Here is a 25,358-nt window from a genome sequence, read left to right as displayed (position 1 = left end):
GCTCACTGGCCACGCAGCAGGTTCACCTGCCGGGTATGTCGGCACGTGCCTGCATCGCCTGTTGATAAACCCGTATCAAGGCCGACAGTGATTCCCGTGCCCAGCGGGCACCGTAGAACCAGAGCACGACCTTGGTGCCATGCAGATCGTCGTGGAATATCTGGCACACGCCTGGGTATCCGGTTTTGCAGAAGCCATGGAAAGCCGGGCTTTGGCCATCGGACACCAGCGCGTCGAGGCGATGCTCGCTCACCCGCTCATCGATCTCGTTGCTGGACGCCAAGGTGAAATGTGCAGTGGAATCCGGTAGCAGCGCCAGCACTGGCACCACTTCAGCACCGGCGGCCCGTAACACCTCCAAGGCCTGGAGAAATACGCTGGAGTGCTCCACCATTTCACGTGCATTGTTGCGCAGGTATTCGTCGGCATAACCGATACGCCAATCGGCCAGGGCAGGAGCTGATTTCGCGGCATTGTTTTCCATGACGGGCGGGACTTCCACCATAACCGGGCCCACGGGATCGACGCCACTCAGGGCCAAGAGTGATAACGACGGATCACGCACGGTCTTCATCATCGGCCCCGGAATATCGAACCTGGGGCCCTGGACAACAGGCGTTGCCGCAGGCTGGAACTCAATGCCACCCCGAGGCGGCGCCTTATTGTCCGTCGTTCCAGCCGAGGGGTTCAGTGCACAAGGTGCTGTGTCCAGGATGTTGAGCATCGACGGTACTCCCCCAGAACAGGAAGCACCTGGCGCCAAGATCTTCCTACATTTTTCCTCCATCAAGCCCACTCCCAGGAAATGACTTTCCCGAGATCATCGCATCCTTTTCCAGTCGGTTCTCAAGGCGGAAACACCTTGAAAGCCCTTTCACCGACAGCGCATTGCAAACCCCGTCAACTCACCAGCGGTTGCGCCGCCTGGGCCTCGACATCCAGCCACCAGGCATGGCCGCGCTCAGGTGCAGCCAGCATGAAAGCCTGCCCCATGGCTGGCGTGGTAATCGCAACATTACGCTCCCACGCCAGGGCCATGATGCGGTCAAACGGCTCATGCCAGGCATGGAATGCCAGATCAAAGGTGCCGTTGTGGATCGGCAGCAACCAACGCCCCTTCAGATCGATATGGGCCTGCAAGGTTTGTTCAGGCTGCATATGCACATGGGGCCAGTCGACGTTGTAGGCACCCGTCTCCATCAGCGTCAGGTCAAATGGCCCGTACTGCTCGCCAATACGCTTGAAGCCATCGAAATAACCGGTGTCGCCACTGAAAAAGATGCGCCGGGTACCCTCGATCATTACCCACGATGCCCAAAGTGTCTGGTTGCCATCAAACAGACCACGTCCGGAAAAGTGCTGGGCTGGGGTGGCGACAAAACGGATGCCCTCCACTTCAGTGGCCTGCCACCAATCCAGCTGCCGCACCTTGTCTTGCGCAACGCCCCATTTGATCAAGGTGTCGCCGACGCCCAGTGGTGCGAGAAAATAGCGGGTCTTGGCGGCCAGCTGCACGACGGCCTGGCGGTCCAGATGGTCGTAATGGTTGTGCGACAGGATCACCGCCTCAATCGGCGGCAGATCCTCAAGGCTGATGGGCGGCTGGTGAAAGCGCTTGGGCCCCGCCCAACTGAAAGGCGAAGCACGCTCGGCGAACACCGGATCGGTCAGCCAGAACTTGCCGCGCATTTTCAGCAGTACGGTGGAGTGCCCCAGGCGGTACACACTGTGATCCGGGGCACTGAGCAGTTGCTCGCGCGTCAGGCGCTGCACCGGAATCTCCCCCACGGGCCGCGTACTGCGAGGCTTGTGAAAAAGCATTTTCCAGAAAATCTTCAGGGTCTTGCCAAAGCCAGCTCGGTTGACCGGCGCATGATTGTTGAAGTGACCTTGCTGCTGCTCGGATGGTTTGAGCGCTGCCGAGGGGGTGTCGAGGCGGTTAGAAATCGTGGCCATTACAGAGTGACTCCGGTACGTTCTGCTGATGCAGATCAACAACTACACTGCACAGTGTAGTTTCAAGATTGCAACAAAACCCGGACCAAGTAAACTACCGAGTGTAATTTTCTTCCCAGAGCCGAAAAGCCCCATGACTGCACCTCAACGCCTCACCGACCGCAAACGCGAAGCCATCGTGGCAGCGGCCATCGCCGAGTTTCGCGACAACGGCTTCGAGGTCACTAGCATGGACAAAATCGCCGCCACCGCCGGCGTATCCAAGCGTACGGTGTACAACCACTTCCCCAGCAAAGAGGAGTTGTTCACCGAGATCCTGCATAAGCTGTGGGCCAGCAGCGTGGCGCAACTGGATGTCAATTACTGCAGCCAACAACCCCTGCGTGACCAATTGCGCGTATTGCTGCAAGCAAAGATGAAAATGATGTCGGACGCCAACTTCCTCGATCTGGCCCGGGTGGCGATTGCCGCGACCATCCATTCCCCGGAACGCGCACAGGACATCGTCAATCGCCTGAGCGAGCGCGAAGAGGGGTTCACTTTGTGGGTACGTGCCGCCCAGGAAGACGGGCGGCTCAAGCCGGTCGACCCGTGTTTTGCCGCCCATCAGGTGCAAAGCCTGCTCAAGGCGTTCGCCTTCTGGCCGCAAATCACCCTCGGCCAACCTACCCTGGACGCCGCCACCCAGGCCAACGTGATTGAATCGGCGATGGATCTGTTCCTGGCCGGCTACGAGATTGCTACCTGCCCCCGATAAGCCCCCGTGTCGCAATACGACGCAGCAGGTCGTTTTTGCCCTAATCCCTGTGGATCTCCACGCAAATGGCTTGGAAGGACACTGATTATTCCTGCGTAAATCAATGACAATATTCGCCTCTCATCTGGCGTAAATGGCCTTTGGTAAACGTACGCCGTCGCCCCTTAAAAAAAGAAAAACCTGACGCAGGGATCTATGGAAAACCTTCGAGGCAAAGGGCTGTCGTTTGCCCGGCGCATTTATCGGCCGCGCATTATCGGGCTGGGCATTGGCAGCCTGTGCGTGCTGGCCGCCCTGTACCCGCTGGCCATGCCCGGATGGATCTGGGCGTTGTGGCTGCTCAACGCATTTATCTGGCCGCACCTGGCGTACCAGTTATCGAGCCATTCGGCATTTCCCTACCAGGCCGAGCGCCGCAACCTGCTGTATGACTCGCTGTCCGGTGGGTTCTGGGCTGCAGCTACGCAATTCACACCACTGACCGCAGTGACCATCCTCGCGATGATGACCATGCACAACGTCGCGGCGGGCGGCAAGCGGTTGATGGTCCAGGGCATGCTCGCGCAACTGGTGGGCGTGGCACTCGCCTGGCTGATATTCGGCCCTTCATTCAACCCCAACGTCGGCCTGATCCAGGTGTATGCGTGCCTGCCGATGTTGATCCTCTATCCCGTCGCCATCGGCATGGCCAGTTATCGTTTGGCCATCAAGCTGTCGGAACACAAGCGTGCCCTGAGCGCCTTGAGCCGTACCGACAGCCTCACCGGCCTGCTCAATCACGGCTCCTGGAAAGACCTGCTGCAACTGAAGTTCCACAAGTGCCAGCAGCAACAATCCCAGGCCACCATTGCGCTGATCGATATCGACCACTTCAAGCAGATCAACGACGCCTATGGCCATATCGTTGGTGACCGAGTGCTGCGACAACTGAGCAAGGAATTGCAGCGCAACGTGCGGGAAAATGACCTGGCGGGCCGCTACGGTGGCGACGAGTTCTGCGTGATCCTCCCGGACGTTGCGCTGGAACAGGCCAGCTATGTGATGGAGCGTCTGCGGGAAATGTTCAGCCGCTACCGCGACCCGCAGGTCCCGGAGCTGCGGGTCAGCCTGAGCATTGGCCTGGCGGCCTACCAGGTGCAATTTACCCAGGCTCATATGTGGCTCAACGCAGCGGACAAGGCGCTGTACGCCGCCAAGGGCACCGGACGCAATCGGGTGACGGTGGCTGAATCCCTGGTGGCCCGTTCCGCCTGAATAGAACTTCCCTCGGGGGCCAAGACTCAGAGCTCTGATCTGTACTGTCTGCCGGTAGAAGGGAAGCCGGCAATGAGCACGTCTGCCGTGGGCCTGGGGCTACACGGTGAGCAAGCGCAACCATGGATACATTCTCGCACTGTGCATCACTGAGCCCGCGACCATGCTATTTACTGCCCATAAAAAAACCATCACTACCCTGCAAGAAACGATCAGCCAACAAGCCGGCCTGCTCGATGCCCTCGAGCGCTCCATGGCCGTGATCGAGTTCGATCTACAAGGCAGCGTTTTGCGCGCCAATGACAACTTCCTCAAGACCATGGGCTACCGCGCGGATCAAGTCGTCGGCCAACCCCATCGCCTGTTTTGCACCCAGGCGTTTGCCCGCAGCGCCGATTACGGCCAATTATGGACGCAACTGCGCAACGGCCAGTTCCAGTCGGGCACCTTCGAGCGCGTCGCCGCCGATGGCCACTCGGTGTGGCTGGAAGCCAGCTACAACCCGGTGCGCGACCAGGCCGGCCGAGTGGTGAAAGTCATCAAATATGCCCTGGACGTCAGCGCCAGGATGCAGGCTGAAAGCGAAGCCAATGCCAAGCTCGAGGCGATTGACCGTGCCATGGCGGTGATCGAGTTCAACCTCGACGGCACCATCATTACCGCCAACCAGAACTTCCTCCAGCGCCTGGGTTACAGCCTGTCGCAGATCCAGGGCAAACATCATCGCCTGTTCTGCAAACCGGAGCTGGCCACCAGCCAAGAATACAGCGATTTCTGGCGCCGGCTGAACCAGGGTGAGTTATTCAGCGGCCAGTTCGAGCGCATCACTCACACCGGCCAGACGCTGTGGCTGGAAGCCAACTACAACCCGGTCTACGACGCCAGCGGCCGCTTGTGCAAGATTGTGAAGTTCGCGTCGGACGTCACCGCCATGGTGGAAAAACACGCCGAAGATGCCCAGAGCGCCACCCAGGCCTATCACATCTCCCTGCAGACCCGGGAGATCGCCGAAAAAGGCGCCGAGGTGATTCAGCAGACCGCCAGCGGCATCCATGACATTGCCGCCGACATAGAAAGCTCATCCAGACTGATCGCCAAGTTGGGCGAGCGCTCGCAGCAGATCACCGCCATCGTCAACACCATTCGCGCGATTGCCGACCAGACCAACCTGTTGGCCTTGAATGCCGCCATTGAAGCCGCACGCGCAGGTGACCAGGGCCGCGGGTTTGCGGTGGTCGCCGATGAAGTCCGGCAACTGGCCGCCCGCACCAGCGGCTCCACGGCGGAGATTTCGAGCATGATCGAGATGATCCAGAGCGAAACCCGCCAGGCCATCGACAGCATGGACAGCACCCGCGACCGGGCCGCCCAAGGCGTGGACCTGGCCAACCAGGCCGGCACGGTGATCCTGCAGATTCGCGAAGGCACCAGTGATGCCGTGCGGGCAGTGAGTATGTTTGCCAATGACCGGGTGGGGTTGTAGAGACTGGCTTGCCGGCACCTACGAGGGGTGGCGCAAGTGCTGGCCCAGTTCATCGAACAACGTCACCACTGATCGCAGCGCCCGGCAGTCCGGGCGTGTGAGCAACCACAGGGCCGTATCATGCCCCGCGAGTGCTGGCCCCAGTGGCTGCAACCCATGGCCTTCCCCCAACAGAAAATCCGGCAGCGCCGCCACGCCCAGGCCGGCACGTACCAACTCGGTCGCGGACAACATGCTGTTGCAGCGGTAGCTGGGCCTGACGCCGGGCAAGTGCTGGCGACGCCAAGCCACGGTGGGGTGGTCGGGCAGGAAGTCATCCGGCGCGATCCAGGCCAGGCTGGCCAAGTCCTGAATGTCGTGCTGCTGCGCATAGCCGGGGCTGGCGCAGACGCGATAAGACACCGTCCCCAGGCACCGCCCCACCAAATGCTCCGCAGGAGTGCGGGTCAGGCGCAAGGCGATGTCGGCATCGCGCCGACTGAGGTTGGCAAAGTCGTTGGAAGTGCTCAGTTCCAGAGTCAGCGCCGGATAGCCCGGCATGAACCGGGCCAGGGCCGGCAGCAACAGGCCCTGCAACACCGAATCGGTGCAGGTCAGGCGCACTGTGCCGCTGATCACCTCGCCGCCCTGCTCCACCCCAACCCGCGCAGCTTCCAACGCCTGCTCGGCACGTTCGGCCTGCTGGGCGAGTGTGGTGGCCAGGCTGGTCGGCAGGTAACCGGCACGGCTCTTTTCGAACAGCGCCTGGCCCAGTGACGACTCCAGGCGCCGCACAGCCCGAAACACCGTGGACACATCCACCCGCAGCAAGGCCGCCGCCCGGGCCAGGGTGCCACCACGCACCAGGGCAAGGACCAGCGCTAGGTCGGGATAGTCGAGTTGATAGTGCGTGGCTGCATTGAGCATGTGGAGTAACGCCAATATTGATTGCGTGAGCGCCAATCTATAGTGCGCTCCAGGACTCGACAAGCCACTGGACGCCAGCCATGAACCCCACTGCCCTGCACCTCGCCCTGATTGGCGACTACGACCCGCAAGTGACCGCACACCAAGCCATCCCGATTGCGTTGCAACAGGCCAGCGCACAGCTGGGCCTGACGATCCATGCTCAGTGGCTGGCCACTGACACTCTCCTCGACCCCCAATCCCTGCAACCCTTCGACGGATTCTGGTGCGTACCTGCCAGCCCTTATCGCGATATCGACGGTGCCTTGCGGGCGATCCGTTTTGCCCGCGAACAGCGGCGTCCTTTCCTCGGCACATGCGGCGGTTTTCAACATGCCGTGCTGGAATATGCGCGCAATGTGCTGGGCTGGGCCGATGCCGAACATGGCGAACTGGCCCCCGATGCGCCCCGTGCGGTGATCGCCCCCTTGGCATGCGCCCTGGTCGAGACCATCGCCCCGTTACGCCTAATGGCATTCACACGGATTGCCGAAGCTTACGGCACTCCTGAAATTCAAGAGGCTTATCGTTGCCGCTATGGCGTCAATCACGACTTCGAACAGGCATTGCTGGAGGACAATCTGATTGGCAGCGCCCATGACTCCACGGGCGAGGTGCGGGCGATAGAACTGCTGGACCATCCGTTTTTTGTCGCCGCGTTGTTCCAGCCAGAACGCGCGGCACTCAAGGGAGCCAACGTGCCGCTGGTCACGGCATGGCTCAGGGCCTGCCAGGAGCGCTCGGCATGATTGCCCAGACACCCGCCCCGCCCTATTACGCCGTGATCTTCACCTCCCTGCGCACCGATACCGATCCAGGCTACGCACAGGCCGCCGAACGCATGCTCGAACTGGCCCGCCAGCAACCGGGGTTTCTCGGTGTCGAGTCGGCCAGGGGCGAAGAGGGGTTGGGAATTACCGTGTCCTACTGGGCCAGCGAGGCCGCCATCCTGGCCTGGAAACAACACACCGAGCACCGCGAAGTGCGCGAGCAAGGTAGGGCCACCTGGTACTCAGCCTTTCACACACGGGTATGCAAGGTGGAGCGGGCTTACGCCTTCAACACCCTGTAGTTGCAGGGTTGAACTGGCGATCGGTGCCCCCCTGTGGGCGCTGGCTTGCCGGGGCATTCTTGCTGGCGCCATCGCTGCAAGCCAGCGCCTACAAGGGGTGAGCGTGATCAACTGACCAGGCTGCGCACCGCGCTGATCTGCGGGATTTCAACCCGGCGCATGTACACCCGCAGCGGTTCGGTGATGTTGATCCGGTCGTCGATGTTCTGGTCCAGCAGCAGTTGGATGTGCTCGCGGGACAGGGTCATGGCCTGGTCGGCCGCGGGCTGCCAGACGAACTCGCTGGTGGGGATGATGCCGTCGTCGGCGACGTCCATGCCGAACGAGTCTTCGCTGAAACGTACGATGTACTGGCCGGTCTTGCGGTTCAGGCCGACAAAGCCGTTGAGTTGGTCGGCGGCCTGGCAGATGAGTTCTGAAGTGATGCGCATGCTAAACCTCACTGAAAAATCCCACAGGGGAAGTGAACGATGGTTTACACGCGAGGCAGAAAAATAAGGCAATACAGGTTTCCCTCTGGCGGGGAAGCTCGGACCAAGAGTACTGCATAGCACGGCACAAAAGCGCAGAAAAATAGCGCATGCGCACGTTAATGTCGGTTTGGTGATAGCGCGATTTGCATGCAATTGTTAAAAAGGAACCCTTCTTGAAGCTACCTCCACGAAAGGACCTCGCACATGCCTGCTACGTTTACCAAGAGTGCCCTGCTGCTCGCTCTGATGATGGGCCTTGGCCACGCACAGGCTGCAAGCCCCATCAGCCCGGTTGAACTGGCGACCAAGGACGGCATTCCCCACCCTGCCGTGATCGCCCACCGAGGTGCGTCCTTCGATGCCCCGGAGTCCACGGCCGCCGCCTACAAGCTTGCCCGCGACCTGGGTGCCGACTACCTGGAGCTGGATCTGCAACGCAGCAAGGACGGCGTCCTGTTCGCCTTGCATGACAACAATCTGCAACGCACCACCGACGTGGCCACCAAGTTCCCTGAGCGCAAAGACAGCCCGGCCAACGAGTTCACCTGGAAAGAACTGCAAACCCTGGATGCCGGCAGTTGGTTCAACGCCGCCTACCCGGATCGTGCGCGCCCGGGCTTTGTCGGTTTGAAAATCCTCAGCCTGGACGAAATCATCAAGATCGCCGAAGGCAACCCCCAGCACAAACCCGGCCTGTACATCGAAACCAAGGAGCCCAAGCAGTTTCCGGGGATCGAAGCCGATCTGAAAGACAAGCTGCTGGACAAGGGTTGGCTCAGTTCCGTGGGCTCCAAGCTGGGCAAGAGCAACACGGGCGTCGGCCAGGGCAAGGGCCGCGTGGTGCTGCAGACCTTCGAGACCGCCAGCCTCAAGGAACTGCAGAAAGAAATGCCCAACACCCCGAAAATCCTGCTGCTGTGGGTGGGTGAAGGCAGCATCGAGCCCAAGTCCAAGGTGACCTTCGCCGAATCCGGCGAGTCGACCAAGGCGGCCTACTATGCCAAGCAGGAACCCAAGGACGCTGCCGAATTCGAGAAGTGGGTCGATGAAGCCAAGAGCCTCGGGGCGATTGGCACCGGCCCGTCCGCACAGCTGACGAACCTCGGCGACCAGAGCTATTCGGACCTGGTCAAGCCCGAGATGAACCAGCTGACCCACGACAAAGGCCTGCTGGTGCACGTCTATACCGTCGATGAACCGGTGGATTTCGAGAAGGTCATGAGCGCCGGGGTTGATGGCATCTTTACCAACCGCGCCGCCGAACTGCTGAAGTTCTACAAGCGCTGGCCGTCGTCCAGCGTGCAGGACCTGCTGCAGGACAACGGTTACTGAGTGAACGAGTGGTCAGGGCAACTGTGGCTGGGCCGTGACTACGGCCTGATCCTCGGTGAGACGGGGCGCACTGCGCCCCACGCTCATTACGCCCATCAATTTATCCTGTCCTCGGGCAGCCCCGTCACCGTCAGCCTTGATGGGCACCTGCAAACGGCCTATCGCCTGTTCATCCCCTCTCGCCAGCCCCATGCCATCGTCCACGCCCCCGGCACTGTGTTGATGGCTTATGTGGAACCCGGGGCATTCGACCTCGATTCGTTGCAAAAAACCCTGGAGACGGCCGAGTTTTCCCCCGAACGCCTTGAGCAGTCTTTGCGCCAACTGCCACGTCGCCAGGCTGACGATGAGCGGGTGCAACGCGCACTGCACACCCTTGATCAACAGTTGAACGGCAAGGTCTCGGCGCAAGCGTTGGCAGAAGCGGCGCACCTGTCGTTGAGCCAGTTGGAACGCCTGTTCGTCAGCCAACTCGGCGTGCCGGTGCGGCGCCTGGTGATGTGGCGACGCTTGCGCCTGGCCCTGGACCTGGCCCTGAACGGCCACACGTTGACACAAGCTGCCCATGGCGCGGGGTTTGCCGACTCGGCGCATTTTTCCCGGACCATGAAGCAACTGTTTGGCGTGACCGCCGGGGCCTCGTTACGCCATCTGCGGGTACACCTCCTCCCCCTGTAGGAGCGAGCTTGCTCGCGAAGAACTCGAGAGCACCGCATCAAACCAGACAGCTCACGCCTACATTTGGAGAGCGCTTGGGACAGGCGGTTCTTTACTCAACTGGGTCGCCGTAAAGGGGTCACGCAGTTGCCCAAGATAATCCACCGGGAAATCCGGACGGCTACCAATCCCCAGGTCGCCCTCGCCCATTCGATAGTCCTCGGTGTAAAACGCAGTCCCCAACAGCCAGTCCCACAGGTTGAAAAACAAACCGAAATTCACATCCCCCGCGCGCCCGTACTTCATGTGGTGAAAGCGATGCACCGGCGCCCAGGCAAACACCCAGCGCAGCGGCCCCAGGCGCATATCGACATTGGAGTGCTGCAACAGCAACTGCACCGCAATGGCCAGCGCCAGCAACATCGCTACCTCCACTGGAATGCCCAGCAGGATCAGCGGCAGCAAACCCGCCGTAGCCTCAAGCATCTGGTGCAAGGGGTGCTTCATCAAGCCATTGAACCCATAGAGCCGCTGCACGCTGTGGTGCACCGCGTGCAAACGCCAGAGTGCGGCGATGCGGTGACTGGCGTAATGCATCAGCGTGATGCCCGCATCGGCAATCACGATGGCCAGCAGCAATTGCGCCCACAGTGACCAGGCACGCGGCCAGGCGCCCTCGATCGCCAGCCAGGCCGTGAGCAGCGGCAATGCCAGCAACCCCAGGGCATTCAGGCTTTCATTGACCAATGCATGGAGGACATCCCGGCGTCGGTCGCCCAGCGGGCGGTTCCACTGAGGCTCGTAGGGCAAGCACAACTCGGCAATGAACGACACGCCGATGGCCAGCGCAAACACCGCCAGCAACCACTGCGACGCGCCAACCGTGACCAACCAAAGCCCCCCACCTATAAACCCCACCCAGAACACGGGTGCATATAGCCAAGCCAGTATCTGTTTCATGTGTGTCTCCTGAAGTTGAGACACCAGCATGAAATTTCCCGGCGCGGGGCGATTGAACAAACAACGCAAACGTCCTACACAATTAAGGGTGAATTAAGTTGCGCGGGTTAATCTGATCCTACTTAAACAGCTCACCCCAAAGGACACCACCATGAAAAACCTGACCGCTCTGTTCGCCGCTGCTGCCCTGACCCTGACTGCTGGTTTGGCCCAGGCGGATGTTCGCCCGGACCAGATTCCAAGCCTGCTGCAATCGGGTGCCGTGATGCCATTTGAAAAACTGAATGCCGCCGCCCTGGCCCAACACGCCGGCGCGACCATCAACGACACTGAACTGGACAACGAAGCCGGTACCCTGGTCTACGAAGTGGACCTGACCGACACCACTGGCAAGAAATGGGACGTGAAGCTCGACGCCAAGACCGGCAAAGTACTGGAAAACAAGCAAGACACCTGAGTTACCCCAGCACTTCTGGTAACCGGTCCAGGACAAGCCCCCCGTGTCGAGGGGCTTGTCCCGCGGGGCTGCGCAGCAGCCCCAATAAGACCGCAGCGCCTGGGTTCAGGGCTGCTGCGCAGCCCAGCGGGGGACAAGCCCCCTCGCCACAGCACGCTAATTCACCACAACAAGCCGCCGTGCCACAGGCCGCTGGTGACTGACACAAAACTGTCAAATCCCCTTGCAATGATTGCTCGACGCGCACCTGTCGCTTTCCTCTGCGAGCCACCATGAACCACAGCATCGACCACGGCCACCAGGACTCCGACCTGTTTGGCCTGCTTTATGGTTTCCGCTTCAAGCCCGGCGAAAAAGCCGAGCAAATCGACTCAGCGACTGTGCTCAAGGCCTTGCAACAACCGGCTGATCCCGATGAGTTCCTGTGGCTGCACCTGAACCTGGCCCACGCGGCCTGCCAACGCTGGATGCAGGCCCACCTGGAACTGCCCGAAGAGTTCTTCGAGGCGCTGCACGAAGGCTCGCGCTCGACGCGCATCGAGCATGTGGACTCAGCCTTGCTGGCGGTGGTCAACGACGTGGTGTTCAACTTCAGCAGCATGATGTCCTCGGACATTTCCACCTTGTGGGTCTGCGCCCGCAGCCGCCTGCTGATCAGTGCGCGCCTGCAACCCTTGCACTCGGTGGACAAGCTGCGCTCCTCGGTAAAGGCCGGCGAGCACTTCCGCTCGCCGCTGGAGCTGTTGGTGCATCTGTTGCGCGATCAAGGCGAGGTGCTGACACAGATCGTGCGCAAGACCAGCCAGAGTGTGGACCAGATCGAAGACCAGTTGCTGTCCTCGCGCCTGTCCACCAACCGCGCCGAACTGGGGGCCATGCGCCGGGTGCTGGTACGCCTGCAACGCCTGCTGGCGCTGGAGCCGGGCTCGCTGCTGCGCCTGCTCAATCGCCCGCCGCAGTGGCTGCAAAAGGAAGACGTGAAGGAGCTGCGCAAATCCACCGAAGAATTCGCCCTGATCATCAACGACCTCACGGCCCTGGGCGAACGGATCAAGTTGCTGCAGGAAGAAATCGCCGCCAACCTCAACGAACAAAGCAACCGCACGCTGTTTACCCTGACGGTGGTGACGGTACTGGCATTGCCGATCAATATCATCGCCGGCTTCTTTGGCATGAACGTCGGTGGCGTGCCGCTCTCCCAGGACCCCGAAGGGTTCTGGATCCTGGTGGCGTTGGTGGCGACGTTCACCTTGATTGCCGGCCGATGGGCGTTTCGCAAGCGCCGGGACTACTAAGCCGGCTCCTACAGGGATTTGTGGACCGGCGGTGATCTCTATCCACCAAACACTGATTTGACGCAGCATCTCTGTAACATTCTGCAACGATCATGGGAAACATCCTCCCCACACTGGATGCTCCGGCATGGCCACCCCTTCCCTCACTGCCTCCTCCCAGGCAGGCGCCACTGACGCAAAACCGCAATTGGACAAGAAACCCGGCCTGCTCACGGTGATCGTGTTCTTCGCCGTACTCGCCATGGGCCTGTTGTTCACCGCCTACAGCCTGATGCACGACATGCAAGAGTTGGGCACGGTGGTCACCACCTGGACCCCGTTCCTGCTGCTGGGCGTGGCGTTGCTGATTGCCTTGGGGTTCGAGTTCGTCAACGGCTTCCATGACACCGCCAACGCCGTAGCCACGGTGATCTACACCAACTCGCTGCCGCCGCATTTCGCCGTGGTCTGGTCGGGGTTCTTCAACTTCCTCGGGGTGCTGCTGTCCAGTGGCGCGGTGGCCTTTGCCATCATCGCCTTGCTGCCGGTGGAGTTGATCCTGCAGGTCGGCTCATCGGCTGGTTTTGCGATGATCTTCGCCCTGCTGATCGCCGCGATCCTGTGGAACCTCGGCACCTGGTGGCTGGGCCTGCCGGCGTCGTCTTCCCATACGCTGATCGGGTCGATCATCGGTGTTGGCGTGGCCAATGCCCTGATGCACGGCCGCGACGGCACCAGCGGCGTGGACTGGGCGCAAGCGATCAAGATCGGCTACGCGCTGCTGCTGTCGCCACTGATCGGCTTCGGCTTTGCAGCCCTGCTGTTGCTGGCACTGCGGGCCTTTGTGAAAAACCGCTCGCTGTACAAGGCCCCCAAGGGCAACACACCGCCGCCCTGGTGGATTCGCGGCATGCTGATCGTGACCTGCACCGGCGTATCCTTTGCCCACGGTTCCAACGATGGCCAGAAAGGCATGGGCCTGATCATGTTGATCCTGGTGGGCACCCTGCCCATGGCCTACGCCTTGAACCGCACCATGCCGGCCGATCAATCCCTGCAATTTGCCGCGGTGGCAGAAGTCACCCAGCAAGCCTTGGTTAAGAGCGCACCGCAGGCGGCCCCGGCCGACCCGCGACCGACGCTGTCGACCTATGTGCGCACCAAGGACGTCACGCCCGAGTTGATCCCCGCCCTCGCCGCCCTGACCGGGCACATCGGTGAACAAGTGAAAGGCTACGGCTCCCTGGCCAAAGTGCCCGCCGAGGCCATGGGCAACGTGCGTAACGACATGTACCTGACCAGCGAAACCATTCGCCTGATGGACAAGGGCAAGGTCGGCCATTTCGATGCTGACACCCAGGGCAAGCTGCAACTGTTCAAGCAACAGATCGACAACGCCACGCGCTTCATCCCGCTATGGGTGAAGATCGCCGTGGCCATCGCCCTGGGCCTGGGCACCATGGTCGGCTGGAAACGCATCGTGGTGACCGTCGGCGAGAAAATCGGCAAGACCCACCTGACCTACGCCCAGGGCGCCTCGGCGGAAACCGTGGCCATGCTGACCATTGGCGCCGCAGACATGTTCGGCTTGCCGGTATCCACCACCCATGTGCTGTCCTCGGGCGTGGCCGGGACCATGGTCGCCAATGGCGGCGGCTTGCAGATGAAGACCATCCGCAATTTGTTGATGGCCTGGGTACTGACGTTGCCGGCGGCGATTGTGCTGTCGGGTAGCTTGTACTGGTTGTTCACCCAACTCTTCTGACCCTGCCCCCCAAAACTCTGTAGGAGCTGGCTTGCCAGCGATGAGGGCATAACATTCAACACCTCTGTTGATGGTTACCGCTATCGCCGGCAAGCCGGCTCCTACAGCGTTTGGGGGAGTCAGGCGAACAACCCGGCCATCGCTTTGAGCCGCTTCTTGTACACCCGCCGCGCTTGCAGCGCTTCTTCCAACGTCACCGCGACAAACCCCGCGCGCTGGTTGGGCTGCATCTGCCCGATCAAATCAAGGTCGGCGCTGATCACCGTGCCGATCATCGCGTAGCCGCCGCCGGATACGGCATCGCGGTGCAGCACGATGGGTTCCAGGCCGGCCGGGACCTGGATCGAGCCGATGGGGTAGCAGCTGTCGACGATGTTCGATGGGTCAGAGCCTGCGCCAAACGGTTGCTGCCGTGGCTGGAAGCTCAAGGCACTGCCGCCCTTGAAGCGGTAGCCGATCCGGTCGGCTTCGGAGCCCACGGTCCAGGGTTCGGCGAAAAAGCTGCTTTTGGCCTCGGGCGTCAGGCGCTCGTAATACAAGCCCGGCACCACACGCAATGTCACATCGCCGCCCACCGAGCGGCGCAGGGCCATCGGCAAACTGTTGCCGGCCCGGCCTTGCCCGCGGGTCTCGCCGATAGGCAACACATCCCCCTCCTGCAAGCGCCGCCCATGAAACCCGCCCAACCCACCCAAGGTGTAGGTGGAGCGACTGCCCAGCACCAGCGGCACGTCGATCCCCCCGGCCACCGCCAGATAGGTCCGCGCACCGGCCACCGGAAACTCAAAGCGCAGCACCTGCCCGGCACGCACCTGGAATGCCGTGTCCTGGTGCACCACTTCACCGTCCAGGCGCGGCGACATCAGCGCGCCGCTCAGCGCCACCAACCCATCCTGTTGAAACTCCAGCTCCGGGCCGATCAGCGTGCATTCCAACCCCGCCGCGCCCGCCGGGTTGCCCACCAGGTGGTTGGCCGCACTCAAGGCGTACTGGTCCAGGGCGCCGGACGGCGGGATTCCCAAGTGGTAAAAGCCTTCGCGCCCCAGGTCCTGCACGGAAGTCGCCAGGCCAGGCTTGAGCACCTTGATCATAGGAGCGCCTCCTGCAGGGTTTTCGGATAGCCGGTCGGGTCGGCAAAAAAAGCATCCAGGGAGAACTCCACCGGGCGAATGCGTAAGTCAAAACGTCCGGCTTCTACCTCGGCCACAGCCAGGTCGTAGGCATCCCGGTCGATGGGCTTGAACTGCACAATATCGCCTGGGCGAAAGAACACCATGTGCTCCTTGAGGTAGGCCAACTGCTGGGCCGGGTCGTAGATCGGCGCCGGGGTCACGCCAAACATCTGGTAGCCGCCGGCACCGCGCACTGAGTAGATACAACCAAAACAGCCGCCATGGCCAAGTGTCAGCTTCGGCGTGTCGGTGCGTGGGCGCAGGTATTTGGGCACCTGCAACTGGCGCTCGCGCTCGACCATCTGGAACATGAACGGCAGGCCGGCCACAAAGCCGACCATCGACACAAACCACGGCGCGCCACTGTGGGCAGCAACAAACGCCTCGACATCCGCCAGGCCATTGACCCGCGCCGCGTACTCCAGGTCCGTGCCAGTGGGGTCTTGGTGACGGTCGCGAAAACGCATCAGGGTTTCATGGGTCCAGGGGTCGTTGTACAGCACCGGGATCTCGATGATGCGTGTATGCAAGGTACGTTCGGCCACCGCTTGGGCCTCGGCGGTTTGCACCGCGTCGAGCAGCACATGGGGGGCGATCAGGTCCGGGTCGAAGCGGATCTGGAACGAGGCATTGGCCAGGCAGATATCCAGCACGCCGGGCAGTTCCAGGCGCTGCACCGCACGGGTGACAGCCATGCCTTTGAAGAACGCCTCCAGGGACATGCTTTCGCTGACCTCGGCGAACAAATGCTCATCGGCGCCAAAGCTGTAGCGAATCGGGGATGTTTGAGCCATGTCTGTTCCTCTTGGAATCATTGTAGAAAGGCAGGCAAAAAAACCATGTAGATGGCGGGATTCTTGTGGCGAGCGGGCTTGCCCCGCGCTGGGGTGCGAAGCAGCCCCAACAAGACCAATGATTTCTATCAGAAAGATCCGGGTGGCAGGTTTTAGGGCTGCTTCGCACCCCAGCGCGGGGCAAGCCCGCTCGCCACAACAAGCCCGCTCGCCACAGCAGGTCTGCCAGATGCCACGGTGATGCCCGCCTGGTCCAGGGCTGTGCGGGTCGCTTCCACCAGATCCAGGGCGCCCGGTGTATCGCTGTGCAAGCAGATGGAATCGAATTCGATAAACAGGTCTTCGCCTTCGACAGTGCGCACCAAGCCGGTCTGGCAGGCACGCAGCACCCGCGCTGCCACCGTTGCGGGGTCCAGGGCGCGTACGTTGCGGGTAAACACAATGGAACCAGACAGATCGTACTCACGGTCGGCATAAAACTCGCGAACCACCGGCTGCCCCAGCTCCTTGGCAATGCGCCAGATCACCGAACCGGGCATGCAATACAGCAGCAGTTCAGGCTCCAGGCGCTGCAGGTTTTCTACCAGCAGCCGTGCGGCCTCTTCGTCCCGGGCCAGGTGCATGTACAGCGCGCCATGGGGCTTGATGTGCTGCAAGGTCACGCCCTGCACCCGCGCCAATTCGCGCAGGGCACCCAGTTGGTAGAGCATGTCGTCTACCAGTTCCTGGGCCGGGGCGTTGATATGGCGGCGGCCAAACCCCACCAGGTCGCGAAAGCCCGGGTGCGCGCCGATGGCTACGCCCAAGGCCTTGGCGCGCTCGATGGTGCGGCGCATGGTGCCGGGGTCGCCGGCATGGAAGCCGGTGGCCACGTTGGCGGAGCTGATAAACGCCATCAGTTCGTGATCCACACCGTCACCGATGGTCCAGGGGCCGAAGCTTTCGCCCATGTCCGAGTTGAAATCCACTGTTTGCATCGGGGCCTGCTCCGCAAGAGTTCGTGCCATCGAAAATAGGCCGGCCCTTGATCCCTTGGGAAGATCTATTATCAGATAGGGTATCTTCTGAAAATCAGATACCACGACGAGCAATCTGTATGTCCTTGACGTTGCGCCAGGTTCGTTACTTTGTCGCCACCGCCGAAATCGGCCAGATTTCCCAGGCGGCGATCCACCTCAACATCTCCCAGTCGGCGGTGACCACCGCGATCAAGGAGCTGGAAGCCATGCTCGGTGCCCAGCTGTTTGTGCGCTCGGCCCAAGGCATGAACCTGACCGATGCCGGGCGGCATTTTCTCAACCGCGCCTATGTGATTGTGCGCAGTGTCGACGACGCGCTGAACAGTCCGCTGCCAGACTACCGCGCCAGTGGCGTGCTGCGGGTTGCGGCCAGTTACACGGTGTTGGGTTACTTCCTGCCGCACCACCTGCAACGCATGGAACACTGGCATCCGGACGTGACCATCGAGGTCTTCGAGCAGGAGCGCCAGGCGATCGAACAAGGGCTGCTGGATGGCCAGTTCGATATGGCCGTGGTGCTCACCGCCAACCTGACCCACCCGGATATCGTCTCGCAGATCCTGTTCAATTCCGAACGCCGCCTGTGGCTGCCCAGCCACCACCCGCTGTGCGAACGCCGTGCGGTGAGCCTGGCCGATGTGGCGCGCGAGCCCTATATCCTGCTGACCGTGGATGAGGCAGAACAAAGTGCCATGCGCTACTGGGAACAGGCCGGGCAAGCGCCCAAGGTGCGGCTGCGCACCAGTTCGGTAGAAGCGGTGCGCAGTATGGTGGCCAATGGCAGCGGCGTGGCGATTCTGTCCGACCTGGTGCACCGCCCCTGGTCTTTGGAAGGCAAGCGCATCGAGACCCTGAGCGTGACCGACAAGGTCACGCCCATGAGCGTCGGCCTGGCCTGGCACCGCGAACGCGCGTTCACCCCGGCGATGCAAGCATTGCGCGACTACTTCCACGACGCCTTCCTCGCGCCCCAGCAATTATCCACACGCCGTTAAAGCAGGCCCTTCAAGGTGGCCGCCAACCAGTCCATCAGCACCCGCACCCGTAGCGGCAAGTGCCGCTGGCCGGCATACAACATCGACACATCCAGCGCGGGCGCGGGGTAGTCGGGGAGCACCGCCACCAGCTCGCCCTTTTCGAGCAATTCGCGGATGCCCAGCCCCGGCACCTGGATGATCCCGAAACCGGCGAGGCATGCCGACTGGTACGCGTCTGTGCTGCTGACCGTGACCCGCCCGGCCATGGCAATGCGCTGCACCTTGTTGCCCTGCGCATACTCAAAACCCGCTGAACGCGCGCCCAGCGGCCGCACGTAGTGCACCAACTGATGTGCGGCCAGGTCGGCCAGGGTCTTGGGTTCGCCATAGCGTTGCAGGTAGCCGGGGCTTACGCAGTTGATCATCGGCATGCTGCATAACAGCCGTGCGACCACCGACTGGTCCGGCTGTACGCCCACGCGCAGCACACAATCAAAGCCTTCGGCCAGGAGGTCGACCTGACGGTCAGAGCTGCTGATTTCCAACTCGATCAAGGGATGCCGATCCATAAACTCCGGCAGGCGCGGCACGATCACCTTGCGCGCCATCACATTGGGCATGTCGATACGGATCCGCCCGGTCAATTGCGCCTCATCCTGGCGAAACAGCCCTTCCAGCTCCTCCATATCGGCCAGCACGTCCTTGCTGCGCTCATACAGCACCCGCCCGTCCTGGGTGGCCTGCACCTTACGCGTGGTGCGCTGCAACAGACGCGTGCCCAACAGGTCTTCCAGGGCGCGCACCTGCTCGGATACGGTCGAGCGCGGCAGCCCCAGGCTATCGCCGGCCTGGGTGAAGCTCGACAGCTCGGTGACGCGGACAAAGGTGCGCAACAACTCCAGCTTGTTCATGGTGGTGATCCGTGATTGTTCGTCTGATCCGACCAGTGATTCCGGATCAGCCATGTTTATCACGTAATGCCCGGACAAATACACTCAGTCCCAGCGTTACCCACCCGCTCCGAGGACTGCACCATGACCCGTAAAATCGCACTGATCACCGGCGCCAGCCGTGGCTTGGGCAAAAGCACCGCCCTGCACCTGGCCGCCCAAGGCATCGACATTATCGGCACCTACTACAGCAAGGCCGAAGAGGCACAGGCAGTCGTGGCGCAGATTGAACAACTCGGTGGCCGCGCCGCCATGTTGCAATTGGATGTGAGCAAAAGCGCCACATTCGACGGCTTCGTCGGCGAAGTTGGCCGCACGCTGAAGGAAGTTTTCGCACAGCAACAGTTCGATTTCCTGATCAACAACGCCGGTATCGGCACCCACGCCAGTTTTGTCGAGACCACCGAAGAACAGTTCGACCAAATGGTCGCGATCCACCTCAAGGGCCCGTTTTTCCTGACCCAGAAGCTGCTCGCGCGGATCGTCGATGGCGGGCGCATCATCAATATTTCCAGCGGCCTGGCGCGTTTCAGCCTGCCGGGCTATGCCGCCTACGCCTCAATGAAAGGCGCGGTGGAAGTACTGACCCGCTACCAGGCCAAGGAGTTGGGTGCACGAGGGATCAGCGTCAACACGCTCGCCCCTGGCGCCATTGAAACCGACTTCGGCGGCGGCGCGGTGCGCGATAACGCCGGGATCAATGCCTTTGTCGCCAGCAACACGGCCCTGGGTCGGGTCGGCCTGCCGGACGACATTGGCGGGGCGATCTCCACGCTGCTGGCCGATGGCAGCAAGTGGATCAATGGGCAACGCATCGAGGCGTCGGGTGGGATGTTCGTCTGACGGCCCGCGTCATCGTTAACGCCCTTCGCGAGCGAGCTCGCTCCTGCACAGGAATTTTTCCCGCAGCACGTCGTAGACCCAGTGGTACACATAGGTGTACGGCAGGAAGAACAACAGCACGCCGATATCCAGGATAAACGCCTGCATCAGGCTGATATTCAGCCACGCGGCAATCAGCGGCACGGCAAACAGAATCAGCCCGCCCTCGAACAGCAGGGCGTGCACGATCCGGGTCTTGACGCTGTTGGCCAGTTGCAGGCGCACCTTGAGGCGGTCGAATACGCTGTTGAAAATCATATTCCACGTCAGCGCCAACAAACTGATGGCCAGGGTCACCGCGCCCATTTCCAGGGCCGGCCGGCCGGTGATCCAGACGAGCAACGGGGTACAGATCAGCAAGGCCAGGCCTTCGAAGCCAAGGGCCTGGAAAACACGTTCGGTGACGGACTTGGTGGTGTTCATAAGTGTGGCTCTGGGAATGTCTTGGGTTGCCATTATCGATCCCTCACTCGATACTTAATAATCAATAACCATCGATCAAGGCGATAGATGATGGCTTCGCATGAAGTGTTGCAAGCGTTTGTGCAAGCGGCGACCCAAGGCTCGTTTTCGGCGGCGGCGCGCAAACTGGGCAAGAGCCAATCAACGGTCAGCGCCGCAGTGGCCAGCCTGGAGATTGATCTGGACGTGGTGCTGTTCGACCGCAGCAGCCGCAAACCCACCCTGACTCCGGCCGGGCATGTGCTGCTGCAACGGGCCGAACACGTGCTGGAGGCCAGCAGCCGCCTGGAACTCGCCGCTAGCCAGTTGTCCCAGGGGCTGGAGCCCAAGCTCAGTATTGCCATGTCCGATACTTATCAGTCGGGACGCTTCGAAACCCTGCTCAGCGCCCTGGAACAACGCTATCCAGACCTGGAGCTGGAGTGGCTGATTGCCGAATGCGAAGACCTCATCGCCCTGGTGCAAAGCGGGCGGGCGCAGCTCGCGTTTATCGAGGCCCAGGAGGTCTACCCGCCAGACCTGACCCACGCCACCGTCGATGAGGGCGCGCAACTTGCGCTGTTTGTTTCCCCGCGGCATGCACTGGCCAGCCTCGATCCCATCAATCAGCAAAGCCTGCAACAACATCGCGAGCTGCGCCTGGCAAGCATCATCAACCCCAATGAAAACCGGCAGACCGGCCGAGTGTGGTCCGCCCCCAGCTTTTTGATGCTGATGGAAATGGCCATCCTCGGTTTTGGCTGGGCAGCCTTGCCGCCCTGGTTGGTGGAGCGCTTTGCTAATGGCCAACTGGTGGAGCTCAAGGCTCGCGGCTGGCCACGCTCGGTGGCCGTGGATGCCTTATGGTCACGGCAACACCCGCCAGGCCCTGCGGGGAGCTGGCTGCTGGAAAAAATGCTCGAATAGCCGGTTCCTACAAGGAGGTGTCGGTGCAGGTGGCCAGGCGACGTTCGATGAAGCGTTTTTCCGGGGTTTGATGGGTCAGGGCCAGGGCTTTTTCGTAGGCCTGGCGCGCCTCTTTCATACGCCCCAATTGCCGGCAGAACTCCCCACGCGCCGAATGCGCCAGGTGGTAGTCCAGCAACTCGCCACGCGCCAGGATTCCCTCCACTTGCTGCAACCCCGCCAAGGGCCCATCGCGCATGGCCAGGGCAGCAGCGCGGTTGAGTTCGATCACCGGCGACGGCAGCATCCTCAGCAACACGTCATACAAACCAATAATCTGTGGCCAATCCGTCTGCGCCGCGCTCGGCGCTTCGGCGTGCACTGCCGCAATCGCCGCTTGCAGGCAGTAAGGGCCAAAGCGCCGGGTGGCGAGGGCCTGCTGCACCAACGCGCAACCTTGGGCAATCAACCCTGCATCCCATAGCGTGCGGTCCTGTTCATCCAGCAGCACCAGTTCAGCGGCAGGTGATAACCGGGCCGGGCGCCGGGACTCGTGGAGCAGCATCAAGGCCAGCAGGCCCATGACTTCCGGTTCCGGCAGCAACTCCAACAGCAGATGGCCCAGGCGTATGGCCTCGCGGGTCAAGTCATCACGGGTCAGGTCGGCGCCCATGGACGCCGAATAGCCCTCGTTGAACACCAGATAAATCACCCGCAGTACGCTGTCCAGGCGTTCGGGCAACTCCGCCAGGGCAGGCACTTGATAGGGAATCCTCGCTTCGCGGATCTTGCCCTTGGCGCGCACGATGCGTTGGGCGATGGTGGCCGGCGTGACCAGGAAGGCTCGGGCAATTTCCTCGGTGGTGAGGTCACAAATCTCACGCAGGGTCAGCGGCACCTGGGCATCCGCCGCCAGCGCCGGGTGGCAGCACGTAAAGATCAGGCGCAGGCGGTCGTCTTCCACGTCTTCGGTACTCCAGTCAGCCGCTTGCAGCGCATCGGCCTGCTCCTGCAGCAACGGGGTGAAGCGGGCCTGGCGACGCAGACGGTCGATGGCCTTGAAGCGCCCGGTCGAGACCAGCCACGCCCGCGGGTTGTCAGGCACCCCCTCCTGCTGCCAGCGCTCGACCGCGACGAAGAACGCCTCATGCAGGGCTTCTTCGGCGAGGTCGAAATCCCCCAGCAGGCGAATCAAGGTCGCCAGGATGCGCCGGGACTCGCTGCGGTAGATCGCCTCGACCTGGTCTTTGACGGTCAATCGCGCAGGCTCTGGGTCACCAGGCTCACCAACCGATCCAGGCTCTCGCCCCAGCCCTGATGAAAGCCCATGGCTTCATGGGCCTGCTTGTCGGCTTCGCTCCAGTGCATGGCGCGGGCGGTGTAGCGGGTCTTGCCCTCGACCTCCTCGAAGGTCACTTCGGCGCTCATGAACGGCTTGCCCGATGGAATCCAACCCGGCAGGAATGCATCGGTAAACACCAGCCGGCGCGGCGCGTCGATCTCCAGGAATACGCCCTGGGTCGGATACTCGCTGCCATCCGGCGCGCGCATCAGGGTGCGAAACAGGCCACCGACCCACAGGTTCATTTCGCACTCCGGCGTGGTCATGCCGTGAGGGCCCCACCATTGCTGCAACAAGGCCGGCTCGGTCCAGGCGCGAAACACCCGGCTCGGTGGCGCGTCGATCACGCGGCTGATGGACAGTTCGAATGCAGCAGGTTGAGTGTTCATTGGGTAAACCTCCTGAGTCTTGTGATTGTTGGGTTCAGAGATTCAATTCACGCACGGGGCGCACTTCCACACTGCCGACCCGCGCCGCCGGGATACCACCGGCTACCTGCAGCGCCTCATTCAAGTCTTTGGCCTCAATCAGGTAGAAGCCGGCAAGCTGCTCCTTGGTTTCGGCGAACGGCCCATCGGTGATCGACAGCTTGCCGTTGCGCATGCGTACGGTGGTGGCCGTGCTCACCGGCTCCAGGGCCTGCGCCGCGAGCATGCGGCCACTGGCGTGGATCGCTTCGGCGTAGGCGCGGCATTCCGGGTCCTTGGGGCTGTCGGGCAGGCTGTGCAGCAAGGCTTCGGCGCTGTAGACCAGGCACAGGTATTTCATGGCGTTCTCCGTTTGCGGACTACTGACTATAGTTGGCGGCGATCAAGGTTTCAGGTCGAACAGACCGGCGCCGGTTTCCATATCGAACGGTGCAGACCAGTGCTCATGCACCACCTGCCATTGCCCGTTGGTCCGCTGATAACCGGCGGTGACGCGCATCCAGCAGGTCTTGAGCACGCCGTCTGGCCCCGAACCACCACAGTGCGCGAGCCAATGGGCAAAGGCGCTGTTTTCGGCGGCGACGATATGCAGCTCATGGAACTCAAAGATTCCGGGGCCCGGGCAAGACTCCATGCAGGCCTGCCAATGGGCGCGGTAGGCTGCCTTGCCTTTGAACTGCAGGGCATTGACGGCATCGAACGCGACGATATCGTCGGCGTAAAAGCTGACAATCTGCTGGATATCCTTAGCGATGACTGCTTGTTTCCATTGCTCGATCAGGCTGTTGATTGCGTTGTTCATAGCGATGCTCCTCGGGGTGCAAATCACGGAAGACACCTTTGGTCGAATGCCCCGCCGGCAAATCGACAAGCCTGCGAAAAATAATTTCGCCGAGGGTAAAGCCGCTAGAATTCGCGACTTCCCTGTAGGACTTCGGATACCTGCCCGATGGAAACCCGCCTCGCGCCCTATGAGACGCTGACCGCTGTCCAGCAACAGCAACTCGCCACTCTGGAAGTCCACCCCGAGCAACTGCCCTATAGCGGCGACATCTACTGCGCGCTGAACAGCCTGCAGGTCAACCCCAGCCCCGGCATCAGGGGCTTCGCCCTGCTGGCCGACGACATTCCCGTAGCCTTCCTGCTACTCAAGCGCCCGCCCTGCCTGCCCCATTGGGCCAGCGAACACAGCGCCACCCTGCATGCCCTGCAAGTCGATCGCCACCAACAAGGCCGAGGCTTCGGCAAAGCCTGCCTGCAAGCCCTGCCCGCCGCCGCCCGCCAGGCCTGGCCGCAGATCACCGCCCTGGAGTTGTCGGTGGACAGCGACAATGTGGCGGCGATGAGCTTGTACTTGCAGCAAGGCTGGGTAGACCGGGGCGAGGCGTATAAGGGGCGGGTTGGCTATGAGCGGCGGTTGTCGCTACTGTTCTGACGACGCACAAGGAGACTCCCATGCTAACCAGCCTCGAACAGCTCGAAACCCTTTACGGCAAGCCCCACGAGCGCGCCGTGCACAAGGAAATCGGATTTCTCAATGAGGATTACCAGGCGATGGTGAAAGCCTCGCCGCTGGTGATTGTCAGTTCTTGCGGGCCTGATGGCCTCGACGGCTCGCCTCGGGGCGATGTGCCGGGGTTTGTGCGCATCATCGATGAGCGCACCCTGGCGATTCCGGATCGGCCGGGCAATAACCGGCTCGATACCTTGCGCAACCTGCTGGTGGACCCGCGCATCGCCTTGCTGTTTATCATCCCGGGGATCGGTGAGACGTTGCGGGTCAATGGGCGGGCGCAGATCTCCATCGAGCCTCAGTTGCTGGAAAGCTTTGCGGTGAATGGCAAGCCAGCGCGGTCGGTGATTGTGGTGCAGGTGGACGCTGCGTATTTCCACCGCTCCAAAGCCTTTGTGCGCTCCGACTGCTGGAACCCGGACAAGCATCTGCAGCGCACGGCGCTGCCATCAGCGGGCGCCATTCACAAGCGTTTGAATGATGGGCAGTTCGATGCCGAGGCCTATGACCGGGAGATGCCGGAGCGGGTAAAGGCCACGTTGTATTGAG

At 61.7% G+C, this 25,358-nt stretch carries 29 protein-coding genes and 1 pseudogene; 16 read left to right on the top strand and 14 right to left on the bottom strand.

Features of this window, described 5'->3' with window-relative positions:
- Window positions 1-22: 22 nt before the first annotated feature.
- Window positions 23-724, bottom strand: coding sequence for an amidase family protein (locus HKK57_RS16945; RefSeq protein ID WP_169390453.1), 702 nt, complete (start codon window positions 722-724; stop codon window positions 23-25).
- Window positions 725-900: 176 nt separating this feature from the next.
- The gene (locus tag HKK57_RS16940) at window positions 901-1,956 is read right to left on the bottom strand and encodes an MBL fold metallo-hydrolase (RefSeq protein WP_029294413.1); all 1,056 of its coding nucleotides are present in this window, start codon (window positions 1,954-1,956) and stop codon (window positions 901-903) included.
- 133 nt (window positions 1,957-2,089) lie between these two features.
- Between HKK57_RS16940 and HKK57_RS16935 the strand changes: the two genes are divergently transcribed.
- The 4 genes and pseudogenes from HKK57_RS16935 (at window position 2,090) to HKK57_RS27375 (ending at window position 5,450) form a co-directional block, all read left to right on the top strand.
- A complete protein-coding gene (locus tag HKK57_RS16935) occupies window positions 2,090-2,713 on the top strand; it encodes a TetR/AcrR family transcriptional regulator (RefSeq protein ID WP_029294411.1) in 624 nt (207 codons plus the stop codon).
- A 195-nt stretch (window positions 2,714-2,908) separates the two neighbouring features.
- Complete coding sequence (locus tag HKK57_RS16930) at window positions 2,909-3,967, top strand: diguanylate cyclase (RefSeq protein WP_029294409.1); 1,059 nt, start codon at window positions 2,909-2,911, stop codon at window positions 3,965-3,967.
- 163 nt (window positions 3,968-4,130) lie between these two features.
- A pseudogene (locus HKK57_RS27380) lies at window positions 4,131-4,898 on the top strand (PAS domain-containing protein); the annotation flags it as partial.
- On the top strand, window positions 4,899-5,450 hold the full coding sequence (locus HKK57_RS27375) for a methyl-accepting chemotaxis protein (protein WP_224791131.1): 552 nt from the start codon (window positions 4,899-4,901) through the stop codon (window positions 5,448-5,450). It begins immediately after the preceding pseudogene.
- Between the two features lie 18 nt (window positions 5,451-5,468).
- Here HKK57_RS27375 and HKK57_RS16920 read toward each other — a convergent pair whose 3' ends face one another.
- Window positions 5,469-6,356, bottom strand: a complete 888-nt coding sequence (locus HKK57_RS16920; protein WP_104910758.1) for a LysR family transcriptional regulator — start codon at window positions 6,354-6,356, stop codon at window positions 5,469-5,471.
- A gap of 80 nt (window positions 6,357-6,436) precedes the next feature.
- Between HKK57_RS16920 and HKK57_RS16915 the strand changes: the two genes are divergently transcribed.
- Together HKK57_RS16915 and HKK57_RS16910 are read left to right on the top strand one after the other, a co-directional pair.
- A complete protein-coding gene (locus tag HKK57_RS16915; protein ID WP_169390452.1) occupies window positions 6,437-7,144 on the top strand; it encodes a CTP synthase C-terminal region-related (seleno)protein in 708 nt (235 codons plus the stop codon).
- The gene (locus HKK57_RS16910) at window positions 7,141-7,467 is read left to right on the top strand and encodes an antibiotic biosynthesis monooxygenase family protein (RefSeq protein ID WP_169390451.1); all 327 of its coding nucleotides are present in this window, start codon (window positions 7,141-7,143) and stop codon (window positions 7,465-7,467) included. Before HKK57_RS16915 ends, HKK57_RS16910 begins: the two co-directional genes overlap by 4 nt.
- Window positions 7,468-7,574: 107 nt before the next feature.
- Here the strand turns inward: HKK57_RS16910 and HKK57_RS16905 are convergent, their stop codons facing one another.
- The gene (locus tag HKK57_RS16905) at window positions 7,575-7,898 is read right to left on the bottom strand and encodes a DUF2025 family protein (protein ID WP_029294400.1); all 324 of its coding nucleotides are present in this window, start codon (window positions 7,896-7,898) and stop codon (window positions 7,575-7,577) included.
- A gap of 246 nt (window positions 7,899-8,144) precedes the next feature.
- Between HKK57_RS16905 and HKK57_RS16900 the strand changes: the two genes are divergently transcribed.
- Window positions 8,145-9,272, top strand: a complete 1,128-nt coding sequence (locus tag HKK57_RS16900; RefSeq protein WP_154906739.1) for a glycerophosphodiester phosphodiesterase — start codon at window positions 8,145-8,147, stop codon at window positions 9,270-9,272.
- Entirely contained in the window at window positions 9,273-9,950 is a 678-nt protein-coding gene (locus HKK57_RS16895) for a helix-turn-helix domain-containing protein (protein WP_154906738.1), read from the top strand.
- 57 nt (window positions 9,951-10,007) lie between these two features.
- On the opposite strand, the gene HKK57_RS16890 is transcribed toward HKK57_RS16895, so the two are convergent.
- A complete protein-coding gene (locus HKK57_RS16890; RefSeq protein WP_029294395.1) occupies window positions 10,008-10,889 on the bottom strand; it encodes a sterol desaturase family protein in 882 nt (293 codons plus the stop codon).
- A 151-nt stretch (window positions 10,890-11,040) separates the two neighbouring features.
- On the opposite strand from HKK57_RS16890, the gene HKK57_RS16885 reads away from it, so the two are divergent.
- The 3 genes from HKK57_RS16885 to HKK57_RS16875 all read left to right on the top strand — a co-directional run bounded on the left by HKK57_RS16885 (window position 11,041) and on the right by HKK57_RS16875 (window position 14,385).
- On the top strand, window positions 11,041-11,346 hold the full coding sequence (locus HKK57_RS16885) for a PepSY domain-containing protein (RefSeq protein ID WP_029294393.1): 306 nt from the start codon (window positions 11,041-11,043) through the stop codon (window positions 11,344-11,346).
- 272 nt (window positions 11,347-11,618) lie between these two features.
- Window positions 11,619-12,641: a transporter gene (locus tag HKK57_RS16880; RefSeq protein WP_092237684.1), complete on the top strand. Its 1,023-nt coding sequence runs from the start codon at window positions 11,619-11,621 to the stop codon at window positions 12,639-12,641.
- Between the two features lie 127 nt (window positions 12,642-12,768).
- On the top strand, window positions 12,769-14,385 hold the full coding sequence (locus tag HKK57_RS16875) for an inorganic phosphate transporter (protein ID WP_029294389.1): 1,617 nt from the start codon (window positions 12,769-12,771) through the stop codon (window positions 14,383-14,385).
- 119 nt (window positions 14,386-14,504) lie between these two features.
- Here the strand turns inward: HKK57_RS16875 and HKK57_RS16870 are convergent, their stop codons facing one another.
- The 3 genes from HKK57_RS16870 to HKK57_RS16860 all read right to left on the bottom strand — a co-directional run bounded on the left by HKK57_RS16870 (window position 14,505) and on the right by HKK57_RS16860 (window position 17,328).
- Window positions 14,505-15,476 (bottom strand): biotin-dependent carboxyltransferase family protein, encoded by a 972-nt coding sequence (locus HKK57_RS16870; protein ID WP_169390450.1) that lies wholly within the window; start codon window positions 15,474-15,476, stop codon window positions 14,505-14,507.
- Window positions 15,473-16,351: a 5-oxoprolinase subunit B family protein gene (locus HKK57_RS16865; protein ID WP_029296493.1), complete on the bottom strand. Its 879-nt coding sequence runs from the start codon at window positions 16,349-16,351 to the stop codon at window positions 15,473-15,475. The genes HKK57_RS16870 and HKK57_RS16865 overlap by 4 nt, the downstream gene beginning before the upstream one ends.
- Before the next feature lie 152 nt (window positions 16,352-16,503).
- A complete protein-coding gene (locus tag HKK57_RS16860; protein WP_029296491.1) occupies window positions 16,504-17,328 on the bottom strand; it encodes a 5-oxoprolinase subunit PxpA in 825 nt (274 codons plus the stop codon).
- Window positions 17,329-17,447: 119 nt separating this feature from the next.
- Here HKK57_RS16860 and HKK57_RS16855 point away from each other — a divergent pair, with 119 nt between their 5' ends.
- Window positions 17,448-18,365, top strand: a complete 918-nt coding sequence (locus tag HKK57_RS16855; protein ID WP_029296489.1) for a LysR family transcriptional regulator — start codon at window positions 17,448-17,450, stop codon at window positions 18,363-18,365.
- Here HKK57_RS16855 and HKK57_RS16850 read toward each other — a convergent pair.
- The gene (locus HKK57_RS16850; protein WP_029296487.1) at window positions 18,362-19,258 is read right to left on the bottom strand and encodes a LysR family transcriptional regulator; all 897 of its coding nucleotides are present in this window, start codon (window positions 19,256-19,258) and stop codon (window positions 18,362-18,364) included. The two genes, HKK57_RS16855 and HKK57_RS16850, sit on opposite strands and share 4 nt — an antisense overlap.
- 123 nt (window positions 19,259-19,381) lie before the next feature.
- Here HKK57_RS16850 and HKK57_RS16845 point away from each other — a divergent pair, with 123 nt between their 5' ends.
- Window positions 19,382-20,140 carry an SDR family NAD(P)-dependent oxidoreductase gene (locus HKK57_RS16845; protein ID WP_092237699.1) on the top strand — a complete coding sequence of 253 codons (759 nt, stop codon included), beginning with the start codon at window positions 19,382-19,384 and terminating at the stop codon, window positions 20,138-20,140.
- A gap of 15 nt (window positions 20,141-20,155) precedes the next feature.
- Here the strand turns inward: HKK57_RS16845 and HKK57_RS16840 are convergent, their stop codons facing one another.
- The gene (locus HKK57_RS16840) at window positions 20,156-20,602 is read right to left on the bottom strand and encodes a multidrug/biocide efflux PACE transporter (protein ID WP_029296483.1); all 447 of its coding nucleotides are present in this window, start codon (window positions 20,600-20,602) and stop codon (window positions 20,156-20,158) included.
- Window positions 20,603-20,692: 90 nt separating this feature from the next.
- Here HKK57_RS16840 and HKK57_RS16835 point away from each other — a divergent pair, with 90 nt between their 5' ends.
- Window positions 20,693-21,547 carry a LysR family transcriptional regulator gene (locus HKK57_RS16835; protein ID WP_154906735.1) on the top strand — a complete coding sequence of 285 codons (855 nt, stop codon included), beginning with the start codon at window positions 20,693-20,695 and terminating at the stop codon, window positions 21,545-21,547.
- 7 nt (window positions 21,548-21,554) lie between these two features.
- Here the strand turns inward: HKK57_RS16835 and HKK57_RS16830 are convergent, their stop codons facing one another.
- The 4 genes from HKK57_RS16830 to HKK57_RS16815 are packed head-to-tail and all read right to left on the bottom strand — an operon-like array spanning window position 21,555 to window position 24,098.
- Window positions 21,555-22,784, bottom strand: coding sequence for an RNA polymerase sigma factor (locus HKK57_RS16830; RefSeq protein ID WP_169390449.1), 1,230 nt, complete (start codon window positions 22,782-22,784; stop codon window positions 21,555-21,557).
- Complete coding sequence (locus HKK57_RS16825; RefSeq protein ID WP_070995340.1) at window positions 22,781-23,257, bottom strand: SRPBCC family protein; 477 nt, start codon at window positions 23,255-23,257, stop codon at window positions 22,781-22,783. Before HKK57_RS16825 ends, HKK57_RS16830 begins: the two co-directional genes overlap by 4 nt.
- 34 nt (window positions 23,258-23,291) lie before the next feature.
- Window positions 23,292-23,636 carry a YciI family protein gene (locus tag HKK57_RS16820; RefSeq protein ID WP_169390448.1) on the bottom strand — a complete coding sequence of 115 codons (345 nt, stop codon included), beginning with the start codon at window positions 23,634-23,636 and terminating at the stop codon, window positions 23,292-23,294.
- 42 nt (window positions 23,637-23,678) lie between these two features.
- Complete coding sequence (locus tag HKK57_RS16815; protein ID WP_029296473.1) at window positions 23,679-24,098, bottom strand: YybH family protein; 420 nt, start codon at window positions 24,096-24,098, stop codon at window positions 23,679-23,681.
- A 147-nt stretch (window positions 24,099-24,245) separates the two neighbouring features.
- Here HKK57_RS16815 and HKK57_RS16810 point away from each other — a divergent pair, with 147 nt between their 5' ends.
- Window positions 24,246-24,731 (top strand): GNAT family N-acetyltransferase, encoded by a 486-nt coding sequence (locus tag HKK57_RS16810; protein WP_029296471.1) that lies wholly within the window; start codon window positions 24,246-24,248, stop codon window positions 24,729-24,731.
- Window positions 24,732-24,751: 20 nt separating this feature from the next.
- Window positions 24,752-25,357, top strand: coding sequence for a pyridoxamine 5'-phosphate oxidase family protein (locus HKK57_RS16805; protein WP_169390447.1), 606 nt, complete (start codon window positions 24,752-24,754; stop codon window positions 25,355-25,357).
- Window position 25,358 lies beyond the last annotated feature (1 nt).

Source organism: Pseudomonas sp. ADAK21 (assembly GCF_012935735.1).
GTDB lineage: Bacteria > Pseudomonadota > Gammaproteobacteria > Pseudomonadales > Pseudomonadaceae > Aquipseudomonas > Aquipseudomonas proteolytica.
The sequence above is the reverse complement of the archived record's forward strand: the minus strand, read 5'-3'. Positions and strand labels throughout refer to the sequence as shown.